Below are 13,811 nucleotides of genomic sequence, written 5' to 3'. Positions count from 1 at the left end.
ACCTGATTCAGGTGCATGAGAACCGCCACTTTTGTGGCAGCAGGGTTTTTCATATCTCCTAGTCCGACTGGTTATTAAACAAGGCTGGCCGGCTCTTGCCCCAGGGCAAACGCAGCCGATAAAAGTTTGGTGAAAATTAACCCGTCACGGCTAACCTTTTACGTGGATTCGACGGTATTGTTTGTCCCATGAATCCAATCAGGCTGCGCAAGATCGGCAGTTTCGTCATGTTCCTCGCATGGCTGAGTCTCATTAGCAATCACGCGGTGATGTTCACCGCCGAAGGTCTGCTGGCCACAGTGCTGCAGGTGGCGTTGACCGCGGCGGGTACGTGGCTGCTGTACCAGAGCTGGAAACCACGGTCCCAGGCGCAAGCGTTGCCTCAGCCCTAAACCGGCGAACCGCCCCCGTCCGGGGAAGAAATATTTCGCGGTTCGCTACGGCGCCTGGCCTAGCGGCTGGTTCCGCGCGCGGCGGCAGCCAAATTTTCCAGGACGCCTGCCTCCTCTTCACGGCTCAGACCGGTCCGTGCGCGGTCGGTTCCGTTGAGCCATTGAAGCGTGTCAAGACTCGTCCGCGCCAAAGGCCGGGTGCGCAGCCCCGCTTGCCGAGCCGGACGATGATCGCGATCAAGCATGCCGGCCACCGCCGGATCCGGGAGCCACAGCGGAAGCGAGTGTTCCCCGCTCCATGGCACGACGCCCTGCCCGTGCAGCAACGCAGCGTCGGCCCAGTGCACCCTTGGTTCGCCTTCCAGCGCCTCGAAGATCTGCGTGATGAATTCGCGGCGCGAGGTTGCCGGGCCCACCGCGTCAATGGTTCCGGTGCATTTATTCTCGGCGAGCTCGATGAGCCAGGTGGCCAGATCGCGCGCGTCCAGCACCTGCACCGGGTCTTCGGCGGCAAGCGGCACCAATAGTTCCAAGCCGTCCGCTAGGCTGCGCGCCGCATGCTCTGGCCAATAGCTGAACCTGCCGGTGGGATCCTTGGGCCCGATGAGCAGTCCCGGCCGGATGATCGCGGCCGGCGCGTGAAGTTCTCCAATGAGTTGCTCGCAGGCAACCTTCATCGCCCCATAGGACTCGGCCGTTGATTGCCCTCCGTCGCTTTCCAGCGGATCGAGCAGCTTGGTGTCGGCTGGTGTTCCGCCGGGGTGCGACAGATCGGCATACGCGGAAATGGTGGACACGAAGACCCAATGATCGGCGCGGAGCTCTTGCGTGGCCCGGCGCACGTGCGCCGGAATCCGCGACACATCGATCACCGCATCGTATTGCCGGGAGGCAAGTTCGGCTGGCGCCGGGTCGTTCCGGTCCCAAAAAATGAACTCGCTGCCCTGCGGAGCCACCCCGCTTTCCCCGCGGGCCGCGCAAGTCACCTGGTGCCCGGCATCCAACGCGAATTGGGCTACGTACTGCGATAGGAACATCGTTCCGCCAAGCACAAGAAGTTTCATGCTCCCAAGTACAGCAGTGGCAGAGACCACAACCAAGGGCTTTCACTCTGGGCACACCGCCAAGGCCCAGCTCCCTAGCCTCCGTATACCGTGCGTGTTAACATGTGAAAATTACCGGGCCGAGAAATGGTTCGCAGGAGGGTGTGCGCGATGAGTCGAAAGCTTGTTTATTATGTGGCGGTGAGCCTGGACGGTTTTATCGCGGCGCCCGATGGAGACTTTGCGGCGTTTCCCACCGAGGGAGACCACATGCAGACGATCCTTGGCGAATACGCCGACGCGGTACCCGCACATATTCACCGCGCCCTTGGTACCAGCGCTCCAGGCACCAAATTCGACACCGTGCTGATGGGCTGGAATACCTACAATCCCGAAATCTACGGCGGCCTCGACAGCCCCTACACCCATCTTCACCAGATTGTGGCGTCTCGTTCCGCGCGCTCGGTCCCGGAGCACATTGAACTCACCGGCGACCCGGTGGGCAAGGTACGCGAATTGAAACAGGAAGCCGGGCTGGACATCTACCTCTGCGGCGGCGGGCAATTGGCCGGAGCGCTCAGCGAGGAAATCGACACGCTCATCCTCAAGCGCTATCCGCTGGTCTTCGGCTCGGGAATTGCGGTGTTCGGCGCCGCCGGCTACGCAGCCTTGCCCTTTAGCCCGGTGCACACCCGGAGTTTCGACTCGGGCGTGAGCATCACCGAGTACGAGCGCAGGCGCTAAGCCAAGATCACCGCGACGGCTACATAGGAAGTCATCAGGCTGGCAAGGATCCATTCGGCTTTCGAACCGGTTTCGGCGAGGATCGGCAAGGCGACCCGCCCGTTGGCTTTCCAGCAGTCCCCGATGACCGGTATTCTGCGGAACCAACGCGGGGCACCGATCTTGATCGGCCACAACAGATTGCACCCGCCGATGGTGAGCATATCCCCCAGAATGTGCACGATCACCCCGGCGGTGACCGCCAGCGGGAACCAGGCCCGTTCGAGCGGAGCATTCATGCCGACGAACGCCCCGGCGGCCAGGGCAATCACCCAGCAAAGCAAGGGAGGCATGAATTTCACGCTTTTCACGGCGAAGGAAATCAGCAGGATCGCAAAGAGCGCTGCGCCGGGATACACCACCCCGAGCTGGGCGACGTCCATCGACCACGAGTCGGCCAGCCAGGCCACAAAAATGAAGAACAAGATGCCCAGGATCGAGTGCGTCCCGTTGCGGTGTCCGCCGGCGACCTTCCCGATGATCCGCGTGAGGATATTGGAGATCGGCGGCAGGGAACGGGCGATCGTGGCGTTGTGATGGTCGGCGTCGGGCAGCAGGGCCGCCCCGGCGCAGACGATCGCCCCCGCGAGGGTTTCCCACCGCTCCATGTGCAATGTGCCGAATCCCAGGTTCACGGATCCTACGGTCACCGGAGTTGTTATTGCTAGCCATGCGGCTGCGCCGCTCATGGCGTGGTGTCCACCCATCATGGATTCCACCTTAGGACTGGTCACCGACGTTATAGCCGCACGACGGCGGTAAGCTTAAGCACATGTCACGAATCAGAGAAGCGCGCCTCGCGGACTGCCCGCGAATCCTCGACTTGATCCACGAGCTGGCGGTGTATGAAAAAGAACCGGATGCCGTGAAGAACACCGTCGCGGACTTGGAAGAACACCTCTTCGGCGCGGATCCAAAGGTCTTCACCCACGTCGCCGAGGACGAGTCCGGGCAGCTTGTCGGAATCGCGATGTGGTTCCCGACCTACTCCACCTGGGAAGGACGCCACGGCATCCACCTGGAGGATCTGTACGTGCAGGAAAGCGAGCGCGGCAAGGGCACCGGCACCGCGCTGCTCAAAACCTTGGCGCAGATCTGCGTGGCGCGCGGCTACCGCCGGCTGGAGTGGGCGGTACTTGACTGGAACGCCCCGGCGATCGCCTTCTACGATTCGATTCTTTCGTCCACCATGGACGGTTGGAGCACCCGCCGCCTAGACGGCCCCGCACTAGAGGAGATGGCCCGATGATTCACTACCGAGGCATGGACGTCACCGAGCACCGCATCGAAGTCCCGCTGGAGCATGGGACCGCAGGCGGGGAGAAGATCACCGTCTTCGCCCGTGAAATCAGCACCGATGCGGGCAAGCCATGGTTGCTGTTCCTGCAGGGCGGCCCGGGCGGGAAAGCCCCGCGCCCCGGCTCCCTGTCCGGCTGGCTGGCCGAAGCGGTCAAGCACTTCCGCGTGTTGCTGCTCGATCAGCGCGGCACCGGCCTGTCCACCCCGGCGAACCACCAGACGCTGGGTTTGCGGGGCGACGCGGCCGCCCAAGCGCGCTACCTCACGCATTTCCGCGCCGACTCGATCGTGCGCGACGCCGAGGCGCTGCGTGAGCAGCTGGGCATCGAGAAGTGGAGCACCTTCGGGCAGAGCTACGGCGGGTTCTGCACGCTGACCTACCTGTCGATGTTCCCCGAATCCCTCGAACGCAGCCTGGTCACCGGCGGGCTCGCCTCCCTGGATGCCGATGCGCAGACCGTGTACCGGGCCACCTACCAGCGCATGGCCGAACGCAACCGCGAATACTTCTCCTGGTACCCGCAAGATTTCGAGACCCTGCACAGGATCTACGAGCACCTGCGGCACAATGACGACGAACTGCTGCCCGACGGGCGCAAGGTCACGGTGCAGCTGGTGCAGATGCTCGGCATGTTCCTAGGCGGCAACACCCGCGTGCACCTGCTGCACCACGTCTTCGAGGAGGCCTTCGCACCGACTCCGGGAGGCCCCCGGCTCTCGGATGCCTTCCTGTCCGCCCTGTACGCCCAGGCCTCCTTCGCCGCCAATCCGCTCTACGCGCTGATGCACGAAACCATCTACGCCCAAGGTTCGGCGACCCAGTGGGCCGCGGAGCAGGTACTGGAGGAGTATCCGGACTTCGCCGAGCAGGCGGACACCCCGCTGCTCACCGGTGAGATGGTCTACCGCTGGCATTTCACCGAAGATCCCGCGCTGCGCCCGCTCGAAGAGGTGGCGCGGATTTTAGCCGAGCACGAACATTTCGGCCCGCTCTACGACCTCGACGTGCTCGCGCGCAACACCGTCCCGGTCGCGGCCGCCGTCTACCACGATGACGTCTATGTCGACCGCGAACTGTCCTTGCGCACCGCTTCCCAAGTCAAGGGCCTGCAACCCTGGGTCACCGAGGATTTCCACCACGACGGAATCGGCGATGACGGTCCGGCCATCTTCCGCCGGCTGCTGGCGATGACTAACGGGGAAGACCCGGAAGCCGCAGCGGCCGGCGACTGAGCACTATCGCCGGTGCTCCGCGGTGGCTAGACTGGCACACAAGCAAAGGCGCCAACCAACCTCGAAGTTGCTTGGCGCCTTCGCTTTGGCGGGCCTTGGTGCAACTGGTGTGGCGGATGCTGTTCGCGCACGCCGCGCGTGCTAGGTTTTCGCTCAAGGGCAGCTAGCCCGATATATAGGTCGAAAGGAACACTATGGGAAACAATACTAATGGTGTCGATGTTCCAGACGATCTGGTCTCGAAGGTCGAAGAATTTGACGGCATCATCGCAGCCGCACACCTGCCATACAACATGACGATCGATCGCGCCGAAGAGGACGCGTTGGTCTACAAGTTCGTCGAGTCCGAAATTGACTTCGCTCTGGTTCTGCATGGTGAAGCAATTTTCGCCACGACCTCCGCACTGGATGATTCGGACGCGGATTTCGAGCCGGTTTATACCTTCGACCCGGAGTTCCCGCTCACCGCCGAGGACTTCGCCGAACGGCTCACCGACTTCGTGAACCTGACGCAGAATTGGCAGGAAGTTTCCGAACTGCCTTTCGTGGCCGAGCACCCCGAGTACTTCGGCCCCTCGGACAAGCCGAACAGTGTGCTGCTCTACGAGGATGGCTACCGCTACGAGCTGCTGTTCGTTGAGAACGGCGACCATTTGGTTCTGGCACGTCCCATCGATACCGAGGCCTACGAAGTGGACCCCGAAGAGGACGAAGACGAAATCCCGTTGATCTACACCAACCACCACATGCTGCACCCCACCATGGGCGGAGCATTCATCGTGATGTTGGCGGAGACCTTCGGGCTGCCGGCCGAGGAAGAGGCGCTGCTCGCGCCACTGCGCATCATCCTCACTCCGACGAACTAAGTATCAGTTAAACACGGCTGGGGCCTGAGTTACCTTAAGTGGTAAGTCAGGCCCCAGCATCGTTTTAAGCCCGGCTAGCGGGTCGAACCGGTGGGAGCCACCGTATCGGCGGCAGCTATTTCCTCGGGCCCCGTGTGCGCCCCGGCGCCGAGGTGGGACAGGTGCCCACCGAGCAGTCCCAGCACCAGGATCGAGGCGAACACGGCGGCGGCGCCGAACCAGTAGGGCGCGCCGGCCCCCATGGCCGCGGCGATCGGTCCGGCCACCGCAGGGGCGATCGCTCCTCCCAGGAAACGCACTCCCGAGTAGGTGGAGCTTGCCACGTTGCGCGGCAGCTCGGTGGCTTCCATCACCGCCTCGGTCAGCGCGGTGTTGAGGATGCCCAGCACCAGGCCGGCGACGACGATCAGCGCGATGAGCGCGCTCAGCTGCGTGTGCAACACCGCCATCGAGGCGAGCAGCAGTCCCAGCAGGCTCAGCGCGGCAAACATGATGGGGCGCAGGCCGAAACGCCGGGTCAGCAACGGGGCGACGAGCACCGAGGTGATCGCCAGCGACAGTCCCCAGCCGAAGAACACCCAACCAAGTTCCGCGGCGCCAAATTCGATTCCCTGCGTCTTGGCGGCGGCCTCCAGCGGGTAGGGCGAATAGGCCAGCAGCACGAAGAACCCGAAGTTGTACAGCACCGCGGTGAGCGCCATGGTGCGCAGGGCGGGATTCCGCAGGGCCGCAAAGCTTGCCCACGGGGAGATCTTCAGCTGGCCCGCGGGCTTGTCCGGCAAGCTGAGGAATGCGAGGATCGCGATGAGTCCGATCGCCATCAGCGAGGCGGTGCCGAAGAACGGTCCGCGCCAGGACAGGCTGCCGAGCACCCCGCCCAGCAGCGGCCCCACCGCCATGCCCACGCCCAGCGCCGCCTCGTAAAGCACGATCGCCTGCCGGCTGCCACCGCTGGCGGCGCCGACGATGGCGGCCAGGGCCGTGGAGATGAATAGCGCATTGCCCAGTCCCCAACCGGCGCGGTAGGCGAGGATCTGGTTGATCGAGCCGCTGGCCCCGGCCAGCGCGGCGAAGAGCACGATCAGCACCAGTCCGCCGAGCAGGGTCTGCTTCACGCCGATCAGCGTGGAGACCCAGCTGGTGAAGAACATCGCCAACCCGGTGATGAACAGGTAGCTGGTGAACAGCAGCATGGTTTGCGAGGCCGTGGCGTCCAGGTCTCGGCTGATCGCCGGAAGGATCGGATCGACCAGCCCGATTCCCATGAACGAGACCATGCAGGCGAAGGCGATGGCCCACACGGATTTTGGTTGGTGCAACAGCGGATTGCGCGGTTGAGTATTTTTCGTCATAAAGCCAGCTTCTGCGAATTATTAGTTGTTTTGGCAGGTGCGGCGCGGGGCTAGCGATCCAGGTTTTCGGCCAGTTCCAGCACCATGCGCTCGAGCAGCGGCAGCGCCCGGTTGAGCGTCTCCCGCTCCGGCTCGGTCATCGCTTCGATGCTGCCGGTCAACGCGTTGATCGCCCGTTGCCTATACGCCGTGAGCTCTTCTACCCCGAGCTCGGTCACCGAGACAAGCGAGGCGCGGCCGTCTTGCGGATCGGCGGCACGCTGCACCAGTCCGTCCTTTTCCAGGCGCATCACCAACCCGGTCATGCTCGGTTGGGCGATGCGCTGCTGCACGGCCAGATCCCCCACGCGCTGCGGTCCCTGCCGGTGGAGCACCGAGAGCACCCGCCATGCGGTGACCGACCGCCCGTCGCCAGCGGCCTGGCCGAGCAGCCGGGACATCGCCCCGGAAAAGAGCGTCAGGCCTCCCGCGAGGCCGGCCAGGGGATCTTCTTCGCTTGTCATAAGTACAACCTAGCAGATTTACATAGGCCACCTATGTAAATTGCGGCTTTATGTTACCCAGAGAACAGAAAACCCGCCGTATTCCATCGGTGAGGATGGAATACGGCGGGTGATTTCCCGATTCGGGTTCGGACTACTTGCCCGAGTCCTGATCGCGTTCGATCGAAGCATTGGAAGCAGCCTTTTCGGCCTCCGCAGCCTCGGCCTTGGCGGCCGCGTTGCGGCCCAATGGGGTCCAGAGCGAGAGCACCGTGGCAATAACGATGGTCGCCAGGATGACGATCAGCGACAGCGAGGTGCTGATGTCGAGCCATGGCAGGTCGATGTGCTGGCCGCCGTTGATGAACGGCAGCTCGTTCTCATGCAAGGCGTGGAATACGAGCTTGACGCCGATGAAGGCCAGGATGAAGCTCAGTGCGTGCTTCAGGAAGACCAAGCGGTTCATCAAGCCGCCAAGCAGGAAGTACAGCTGGCGCAGGCCCATCAGCGCGAAGATGTTCGCGGTGAAGACGATGAATGCCGAATCGGTCAGCCCGAAGATCGCCGGAATGGAGTCGACCGCGAACAGCAGGTCGGTCATGCCGATGGTAATGAAGACCATGACCATTGGAGTGAACAACTTCTTGCCGTTTACCACGGTGCGCAGCTTGTTGCCGTCGTACTCCTTGGCGAATGGCATCTTGCTGGTCAGCTTCTTGACCAGGCCGTTTTCGCTGCCCTCATCCTCATCGTCGTCCTTGAGCTGGTGCCAAGCGGTCCAGAGCAGGAAGGCGCCGAAGATGTAGAAGACCCAGGAGAAGTGCTCGATCATGGCCGCGCCGGCGAGAATGAAGATCGCACGCAGCACCAGTGCGATGATGATGCCGAACATCAGCACCTCTTGCTGGTACTTACGCGGCACCGCGAAGCGGGTCATGATGATGATGAAGACGAACAGGTTGTCGATGGACAACGAGTACTCGGTAATCCAGCCGGCGTAGAACTCCTGGCCGATCTGGGAGCCAGCCTGCCACCAGACAATGCCGCCGAAGATCAGCGCCAAGGTGATGTAGAAACCGACAAAAAGCCCGGCTTCCTTCATCGATGGTTCGTGCGGTCGACGCACGACGTACAACAAATCAAGCAGCAGGATGACGCACAGCGCCACCAAGGCAATGATTTCAAATTGGATAGTTAACCCTGTAGTGCCCACAGAAGAGCAGCCTTTCGTCGTAAGGGTAGGACAAAGATTCGCAAGTCTCTCCGCCGTCACAAATCAATTCGTGTTCGGCTGCTGCGCCCGGCGAAACTTCGATGGTCCGCGTGTTGACGTTCACAGCATTTGGGATACTCCCCTACGTACGAGATTCAATTGTAGCCTACAGGCGGTCTAGCGCGCGCCCCGGGCGGGGCACCCCACTGCCGCGCCACCACCCTTCCTGCACCTCCAGCGCCTGCATCCACGCTAGTCAGAGGGTACACGGACGGCGCTGATTAACATTGTGTTAAGCGTGCCCGGCGTCCTTCATCTGGCGTAGTTCCTTCTTCAGCTCCCCCACCTCGTCGCGAATGCGCGCGGCCAGCTCGAACTGCAGCTCGGCGGCCGCCGCATGCATCTGCTCGGTCATCTGCTCGATCTGCCCGAGCAGGTCTTCCGCCGGCGCGGCGGCCAGACCATCCTTGCGGATCGGCGCGGCCTTGCGCTTGGCGTCCTTGGCCAACCGGTTGTTGCTCAGCAGCTCCTGGGTGTCGGCATCCTCGCGGGCCAGCTGATCGGTGATATCGGCGATCTTCTTGCGCAACGGGGTCGGGTCGATCCCGTGCTTCTCGTTGTGCGCCCGCTGGATCTCCCGGCGCCGGTTGGTTTCTTCGATGGCCTTTTCCATCGCATCGGTGACCTTGTCCGCGTACATGATCACCTGGCCGGACACGTTGCGCGCGGCACGGCCGATCGTCTGGATCAGGCTGGTCGCCGAACGCAAAAAGCCCTGCTTGTCCGCATCCAGGATCGTCACCAGCGACACCTCGGGAAGGTCCAGGCCCTCGCGCAGCAGGTTGATGCCCACCAGCACGTCGAAGGAGCCCATGCGCAATTCGCGCAGCAGCTCCACGCGGCGGATCGTATCCACATCCGAGTGCAGGTACTGAACGCGGATCTGGTGCTCGGTGAGGTAGTCGGTCAGGTCCTCGGCCATCCGCTTGGTCAGCGTGGTCACCAGCACGCGCTCATTGCGGGCCACGCGCACGCGGATCTCGTCGAGCAGGTCATCGATCTGCCCCTTGGTGGGCTTGACGATGATCTCCGGGTCGATCAGCCCGGTGGGACGGATGATCTGCTCCACGAAGCCATCGGCCTTGCCCAGCTCGTACTTGCCCGGGGTCGCCGAAAGATACACGGTCTGCCCGACGCGCTCGAGGAATTCATCCCACTTCAGCGGGCGGTTGTCCATGGCCGAGGGAAGCCGGAAGCCGTGTTCCACCAGGTTGCGCTTGCGCGACATATCCCCCTCGTACATGGCGCCGATCTGCGGCACCGTCACATGCGACTCGTCGATCACCAGCAGGAAGTCATCGGGGAAATAGTCGATCAGGCAGTGCGGGGCGCTGCCCGACTCGCGGCCGTCGATATGCCGCGAATAGTTCTCGATGCCGTTGCAGAAGCCCATCTGCTCCATCATTTCCAGGTCATAGGTGGTGCGCATGCGCAGCCGCTGGGCCTCGACGAGCTTATTCTGCGACTCCAGCTCCTTCAGCCGCGCCGCCAGCTCGTCCTCGATGGTCTTGATCGCCTTGTGCATGCGCTCGGCGCCGGCGACATAGTGGCTGGCCGGGAAGATGTACATTTCGGTTTCCTCGCGGATGACCTCCCCGGTCACCGGGTGCAGCGTGTAGATCGCTTCCACCTCGTCGCCGAAGAACTCGATGCGCAGCGCCTGCTCCTCGTACATCGGGATGATCTCCACGGTATCCCCGCGCACCCGGAAGGTGCCGCGGTGGAAGTCCATGTCATTGCGGGTGTACTGCATGGCCACAAACTGGCGCAGCATCGCGTCGCGGTTCAGCTCCTCGCCGCGGCGCACCGTGACCATGCCCTCCACGTACTCCTCCGGGGTGCCCAGGCCGTAGATGCAGGACACCGTGGCCACCACGATCACGTCCCGGCGGGTGAGCAGCGAGTTGGTCGCCGAGTGCCGCAAGCGCTCGACCTCCTCGTTGACCGAGGAGTCCTTTTCGATGAAGGTATCGGTCTGCGCGACATAGGCTTCGGGCTGGTAGTAGTCGTAGTAGGAGACGAAGTACTCGATCGCGTTATTCGGCATCAGCTCGCGGAACTCGTTGGCCAGCTGCGCGGCGAGCGTCTTGTTCTGCACCAGCACCAGGGTGGGGCGCTGCACCTGTTCGACCAGCCAGGCGGTGGTCGCCGACTTGCCGGTACCGGTGGCGCCGAGCAGCACAATGTCCTTCTCGCCGCCGTTGAGCCTTTGGGTCAGCTCCGCGATGGCGGTGGGCTGATCACCGGCGGGGGTGTATTCGCTGACGACTTCGAAGGGGGCGACGACGCGCTTGATCGGCTGTGCAAGGCTCATGCCTCCAGCATAACGAGGCGCACCGGCACTCGCCTACGCTCGGGGGCATGCCGATCGCGAAATTACTTGCCGCGGCCCAGCCGGGTGCCGGTGCGCACCGCATTGCGCGCCGCGGTCCGGCGGATCTGCGCGCCGAAGAACCCGACGGTCAGCGTGGTGGCGGCGATCAGCCCGAGCAGGGCGATCCAGCCGGAGAGGTACACCACCGGCGAGTAGGGGCCCGCAGATCCGACGTATTCCGCCCGGCCTCCGAAGCCCAGCCAGAGCACCAGCGCGAGGGCGAAGCTCGCCAGCATCGTCCACTTCGAAATTTTCAGCATCAGCGGCGCAGTTCCTTCTCAAATAGTTCGGTCACCCGGGCGCGGAGCTCTTCGAGTGTCCCCTCATTATGCAGCAGATGGTCGGCGATCGCCGCGCGCTGCGCGTCACTGGCCTGGGCGGCCATCCGGGATTCGGCCTCCGCCTCGCTCCACCCGCGGTCCTCGACCATCCGGCGGATCCGCTCCGCGCGGGGGGCCTGCACAACGATGACGGTGTCGAAATCCTGTGCCTGCCCGGATTCGGCGAGCAGCGGAATGTCCTCCACCACGATCGCCTGCTGCCCCGCGGCCGCCCGCAGCTCCTGCGCCCGGGCGCGCACCAGCGGGTGCACGATGGCGTTGAGCTTGCGCCGCTGGGCCTCGTCGCCGAAGACCAGCGCACCGAGCGCCGCACGGTCCAGCGTCCCGTCGGCGGCGAAGACCGCGTCCCCGAAGGCCTCCCGGATCGCCTCCAGGCCCGGGGTTCCGGGCGCAACAACCTCCCGCGCGAGCTTGTCCGCGTCGATCAGCACCGCGCCGAGTTCGACCAGGCGCGCCGCCACTGCCGATTTGCCGGAAGCCACGCCGCCGGTCAGTCCCACATGGATCATGCCTACCACCCTATAAACTAAGTACGATGAACACCAACGACTCGGCCGCCACCCGCTACACCACGCTCGGCGGCGACAGCGTGCACGAGGTCGAGATCAAGCGTTCGCGCTTCATCACCTACCTCTTCCGCGTCGAATCCGAGGCCGCCGCCCGGACGCATCTCGCGGCGCTGCGCAAAACCCATTTCGACGCCCGCCACCACTGCAGCGCGTTCATCATCGGCCCGGATCGGATGACCCAGCGTTCGAACGATGACGGGGAGCCCTCGGGCACCGCCGGAATCCCGATGCTCGAGGCGCTGGCCAAACGCGATACCGGGCAGGGCGCTGACCTCTCCGATGTCCTCGCCGTCTGCGTGCGCTACTTCGGCGGCATCAAGCTCGGCGCCGGCGGCCTGGTCCGCGCCTATTCCGACTCGGTCTCCCAGGCGCTGAACCACGCGGCCCTGCGCACCCGCCAACGGCTGCGCCTCTTCGAGCTGCCCGCCGCGCATGCGCTGGCCGCCCGCTGGGAGAACGAGCTGCGCTCCGCCGGCTACCAGCTGGGCGACACGCTCTGGCGGGAGACCGACGCGGTGCTGCGCATCGGCATCAACGACGAGCCCGGTGACGCCCAGGCGCTGCGCACCGCCATCGCCACACTGACCTCCGGCGCCGGAATGCTGCGCCCGATCGACACCAGATGGGTGGACCTATGAGCCGCGAACTCCTGGCGCAGCTGCGCCGCTGGCCCGATATCGAGGCGGAGAACCTCTTCGCCGCCGATGCCGCGGACCGGCTGATCCTGGACACCGTCACGCACTGGCCGGAGACGGTGGCCGTGATCGGGGACCATTACGGCGCGCTGGCCCTCGGGGCGCTGGCCTCCGGCGCAAGCCGGGTGCAGGTGCACACCGACTCGCTGACCTCCGCGCGGGCGATCAGCGCGAACCTGCAGCGGCTGGCCCCGGACTGGGCGGACCGCCTGGAATTCCGCGCGCTCGATGAGGTCGCCCGCGGCGCGACCCTGGTGCTGCTCTGCCTGCCGCGCGGGCTGGATGTGCTTGACGAGCAGGCCGCCGCCATCGCCGCGCAGTGCGACGCGCACACCATCGTGCACGCCGGCGGCATGCTCAAGCATATGAACCGCACGATGAACGAGCTGCTGGCCAAGCGCTTTGCCGCCCTGGAGGTCTCGCACGCCCGGCAGAAGGCCCGCGTGCTCACCGTGCACACCCCCTTGCCCGGGGCACCGTCGGGCGCCTACCCGCTCGCGGCCACGCATTCGGTGAACGGGACCGAATTCACGCTGCGCGCCGGGGCGGCCACCTTCGGCGCGCAACGCCTGGACCCGGGCACCCGGCTGCTGCTGGAAAACCTGCCGGAGCTCTCCGACCATGCCACGCTGCTCGATCTGGCCTGCGGCAACGGCTCCATCGGAGTCTACGCCGCGCTCACCCACCGCGCGCTGCGCGTGGACGCCTCGGATCATTCGGCCTCGGCGGTCGCCTCCACCCGGCTTTCGGCCGCCGCCAATGGGCTCGAAGGACGGATCAGCGCCGTGCAGGACGACGGCCTGGCCCGGCACCCCGCGGCCAGCGCCACGCTGGTCACGCTCAACCCGCCCTTCCACATCGGGAACACGGTCCACGCCGGCATCGCGCTGAAATTGATCGACGAGGCGGCCCGCGTCCTGGCCGAGGGCGGGATCCTGCTCTGCGTCTTCAACTCGCACCTGCGCTACCGCGGCGAGCTCGCCCGGCGCATCGGCCCCACCGAACAGCTCGCCCGCAACTCCACCTTCACCGTCACCCGCTCCGTTCGCCGCCGCTGACCTTATCCACACCCCGGAACCCGGCCGCGCGCTTCGGGCCGCGCCCCGGGC

Annotated in this window: 15 protein-coding genes; 7 read left to right on the top strand and 8 right to left on the bottom strand. The window is 64.6% G+C overall.

Going from position 1 to position 13,811, the window contains the following annotated elements; all coding sequences use genetic code 11:
* Positions 1–188: 188 nt before the first annotated feature.
* Entirely contained in the window at positions 189–392 is a 204-nt protein-coding gene (locus tag ACT3TP_RS10440; RefSeq protein WP_096285180.1) for a hypothetical protein, read from the top strand.
* Between the two features lie 59 nt (positions 393–451).
* On the opposite strand, the gene ACT3TP_RS10435 is transcribed toward ACT3TP_RS10440, so the two are convergent.
* Positions 452–1,456, bottom strand: coding sequence for an NAD-dependent epimerase/dehydratase family protein (locus tag ACT3TP_RS10435; RefSeq protein ID WP_444620554.1), 1,005 nt, complete (start codon positions 1,454–1,456; stop codon positions 452–454).
* A gap of 150 nt (positions 1,457–1,606) precedes the next feature.
* On the opposite strand from ACT3TP_RS10435, the gene ACT3TP_RS10430 reads away from it, so the two are divergent.
* Positions 1,607–2,179, top strand: a complete 573-nt coding sequence (locus ACT3TP_RS10430; protein WP_096285184.1) for a dihydrofolate reductase family protein — start codon at positions 1,607–1,609, stop codon at positions 2,177–2,179.
* Here ACT3TP_RS10430 and ACT3TP_RS10425 read toward each other — a convergent pair.
* On the bottom strand, positions 2,176–2,928 hold the full coding sequence (locus ACT3TP_RS10425) for a metal-dependent hydrolase (RefSeq protein ID WP_096285186.1): 753 nt from the start codon (positions 2,926–2,928) through the stop codon (positions 2,176–2,178). The genes ACT3TP_RS10430 and ACT3TP_RS10425 overlap by 4 nt on opposite strands.
* Positions 2,929–2,990: 62 nt before the next feature.
* On the opposite strand from ACT3TP_RS10425, the gene ACT3TP_RS10420 reads away from it, so the two are divergent.
* From ACT3TP_RS10420 to ACT3TP_RS10410, 3 genes are all read left to right on the top strand, one after another.
* Complete coding sequence (locus ACT3TP_RS10420) at positions 2,991–3,467, top strand: GNAT family N-acetyltransferase (RefSeq protein ID WP_096285188.1); 477 nt, start codon at positions 2,991–2,993, stop codon at positions 3,465–3,467.
* Positions 3,464–4,750, top strand: a complete 1,287-nt coding sequence (locus ACT3TP_RS10415; protein ID WP_444620553.1) for an alpha/beta fold hydrolase — start codon at positions 3,464–3,466, stop codon at positions 4,748–4,750. Before ACT3TP_RS10420 ends, ACT3TP_RS10415 begins: the two co-directional genes overlap by 4 nt.
* Before the next feature lie 194 nt (positions 4,751–4,944).
* A complete protein-coding gene (locus tag ACT3TP_RS10410; RefSeq protein ID WP_444620552.1) occupies positions 4,945–5,616 on the top strand; it encodes a hypothetical protein in 672 nt (223 codons plus the stop codon).
* A gap of 74 nt (positions 5,617–5,690) precedes the next feature.
* On the opposite strand, the gene ACT3TP_RS10405 is transcribed toward ACT3TP_RS10410, so the two are convergent.
* The 6 genes from ACT3TP_RS10405 to coaE all read right to left on the bottom strand — a co-directional run bounded on the left by ACT3TP_RS10405 (position 5,691) and on the right by coaE (position 11,947).
* A complete protein-coding gene (locus ACT3TP_RS10405) occupies positions 5,691–6,968 on the bottom strand; it encodes an MFS transporter (protein WP_444620551.1) in 1,278 nt (425 codons plus the stop codon).
* Between the two features lie 50 nt (positions 6,969–7,018).
* Positions 7,019–7,471 (bottom strand): MarR family winged helix-turn-helix transcriptional regulator, encoded by a 453-nt coding sequence (locus ACT3TP_RS10400; RefSeq protein WP_096285196.1) that lies wholly within the window; start codon positions 7,469–7,471, stop codon positions 7,019–7,021.
* Between the two features lie 133 nt (positions 7,472–7,604).
* A complete protein-coding gene (locus ACT3TP_RS10395; protein ID WP_105568920.1) occupies positions 7,605–8,663 on the bottom strand; it encodes a TerC family protein in 1,059 nt (352 codons plus the stop codon).
* Between the two features lie 292 nt (positions 8,664–8,955).
* Positions 8,956–11,037, bottom strand: coding sequence for an excinuclease ABC subunit UvrB (gene uvrB, locus ACT3TP_RS10390; protein ID WP_096285200.1), 2,082 nt, complete (start codon positions 11,035–11,037; stop codon positions 8,956–8,958).
* Between the two features lie 62 nt (positions 11,038–11,099).
* Positions 11,100–11,357, bottom strand: a complete 258-nt coding sequence (locus ACT3TP_RS10385; protein ID WP_096285202.1) for a hypothetical protein — start codon at positions 11,355–11,357, stop codon at positions 11,100–11,102.
* Positions 11,357–11,947 carry a dephospho-CoA kinase gene (gene coaE, locus ACT3TP_RS10380; protein WP_444620550.1) on the bottom strand — a complete coding sequence of 197 codons (591 nt, stop codon included), beginning with the start codon at positions 11,945–11,947 and terminating at the stop codon, positions 11,357–11,359. The genes ACT3TP_RS10385 and coaE overlap by 1 nt, the downstream gene beginning before the upstream one ends.
* 26 nt (positions 11,948–11,973) lie before the next feature.
* Here coaE and ACT3TP_RS10375 point away from each other — a divergent pair, with 26 nt between their 5' ends.
* Positions 11,974–12,645 carry an IMPACT family protein gene (locus tag ACT3TP_RS10375; RefSeq protein ID WP_105552330.1) on the top strand — a complete coding sequence of 224 codons (672 nt, stop codon included), beginning with the start codon at positions 11,974–11,976 and terminating at the stop codon, positions 12,643–12,645.
* Complete coding sequence (locus tag ACT3TP_RS10370) at positions 12,630–13,760, top strand: class I SAM-dependent methyltransferase (RefSeq protein ID WP_105649534.1); 1,131 nt, start codon at positions 12,630–12,632, stop codon at positions 13,758–13,760. The genes ACT3TP_RS10375 and ACT3TP_RS10370 overlap by 16 nt, the downstream gene beginning before the upstream one ends.
* Positions 13,761–13,811 lie beyond the last annotated feature (51 nt).

The sequence above is a fragment of the Glutamicibacter sp. AOP38-B1-38 genome (genome assembly GCF_052377485.1).
Lineage (GTDB): Bacteria > Actinomycetota > Actinomycetes > Actinomycetales > Micrococcaceae > Glutamicibacter.
The sequence above is the reverse complement of the archived record's forward strand: the minus strand, read 5'-3'. Positions and strand labels throughout refer to the sequence as shown.

What these genes read in the sequence shown, in the direction of transcription:
- ACT3TP_RS10440 (WP_096285180.1), top strand. Translation starts at nt 189, where the DNA reads ATGAATCCAATCAGGCTGCGCAAGATCGGCAGTTTCGTCATGTTCCTC.
- ACT3TP_RS10435 (WP_444620554.1), bottom strand. Translation starts at nt 1,456, where the DNA reads ATGAAACTTCTTGTGCTTGGCGGAACGATGTTCCTATCGCAGTACGTA.
- ACT3TP_RS10430 (WP_096285184.1), top strand. Translation starts at nt 1,607, where the DNA reads ATGAGTCGAAAGCTTGTTTATTATGTGGCGGTGAGCCTGGACGGTTTT.
- ACT3TP_RS10425 (WP_096285186.1), bottom strand. Translation starts at nt 2,928, where the DNA reads ATGATGGGTGGACACCACGCCATGAGCGGCGCAGCCGCATGGCTAGCA.
- ACT3TP_RS10420 (WP_096285188.1), top strand. Translation starts at nt 2,991, where the DNA reads ATGTCACGAATCAGAGAAGCGCGCCTCGCGGACTGCCCGCGAATCCTC.
- ACT3TP_RS10415 (WP_444620553.1), top strand. Translation starts at nt 3,464, where the DNA reads ATGATTCACTACCGAGGCATGGACGTCACCGAGCACCGCATCGAAGTC.
- ACT3TP_RS10410 (WP_444620552.1), top strand. Translation starts at nt 4,945, where the DNA reads ATGGGAAACAATACTAATGGTGTCGATGTTCCAGACGATCTGGTCTCG.
- ACT3TP_RS10405 (WP_444620551.1), bottom strand. Translation starts at nt 6,968, where the DNA reads ATGACGAAAAATACTCAACCGCGCAATCCGCTGTTGCACCAACCAAAA.
- ACT3TP_RS10400 (WP_096285196.1), bottom strand. Translation starts at nt 7,471, where the DNA reads ATGACAAGCGAAGAAGATCCCCTGGCCGGCCTCGCGGGAGGCCTGACG.
- uvrB (WP_096285200.1), bottom strand. Translation starts at nt 11,037, where the DNA reads ATGAGCCTTGCACAGCCGATCAAGCGCGTCGTCGCCCCCTTCGAAGTC.
- ACT3TP_RS10385 (WP_096285202.1), bottom strand. Translation starts at nt 11,357, where the DNA reads ATGCTGAAAATTTCGAAGTGGACGATGCTGGCGAGCTTCGCCCTCGCG.
- coaE (WP_444620550.1), bottom strand. Translation starts at nt 11,947, where the DNA reads ATGATCCATGTGGGACTGACCGGCGGCGTGGCTTCCGGCAAATCGGCA.
- ACT3TP_RS10375 (WP_105552330.1), top strand. Translation starts at nt 11,974, where the DNA reads ATGAACACCAACGACTCGGCCGCCACCCGCTACACCACGCTCGGCGGC.
- ACT3TP_RS10370 (WP_105649534.1), top strand. Translation starts at nt 12,630, where the DNA reads ATGGGTGGACCTATGAGCCGCGAACTCCTGGCGCAGCTGCGCCGCTGG.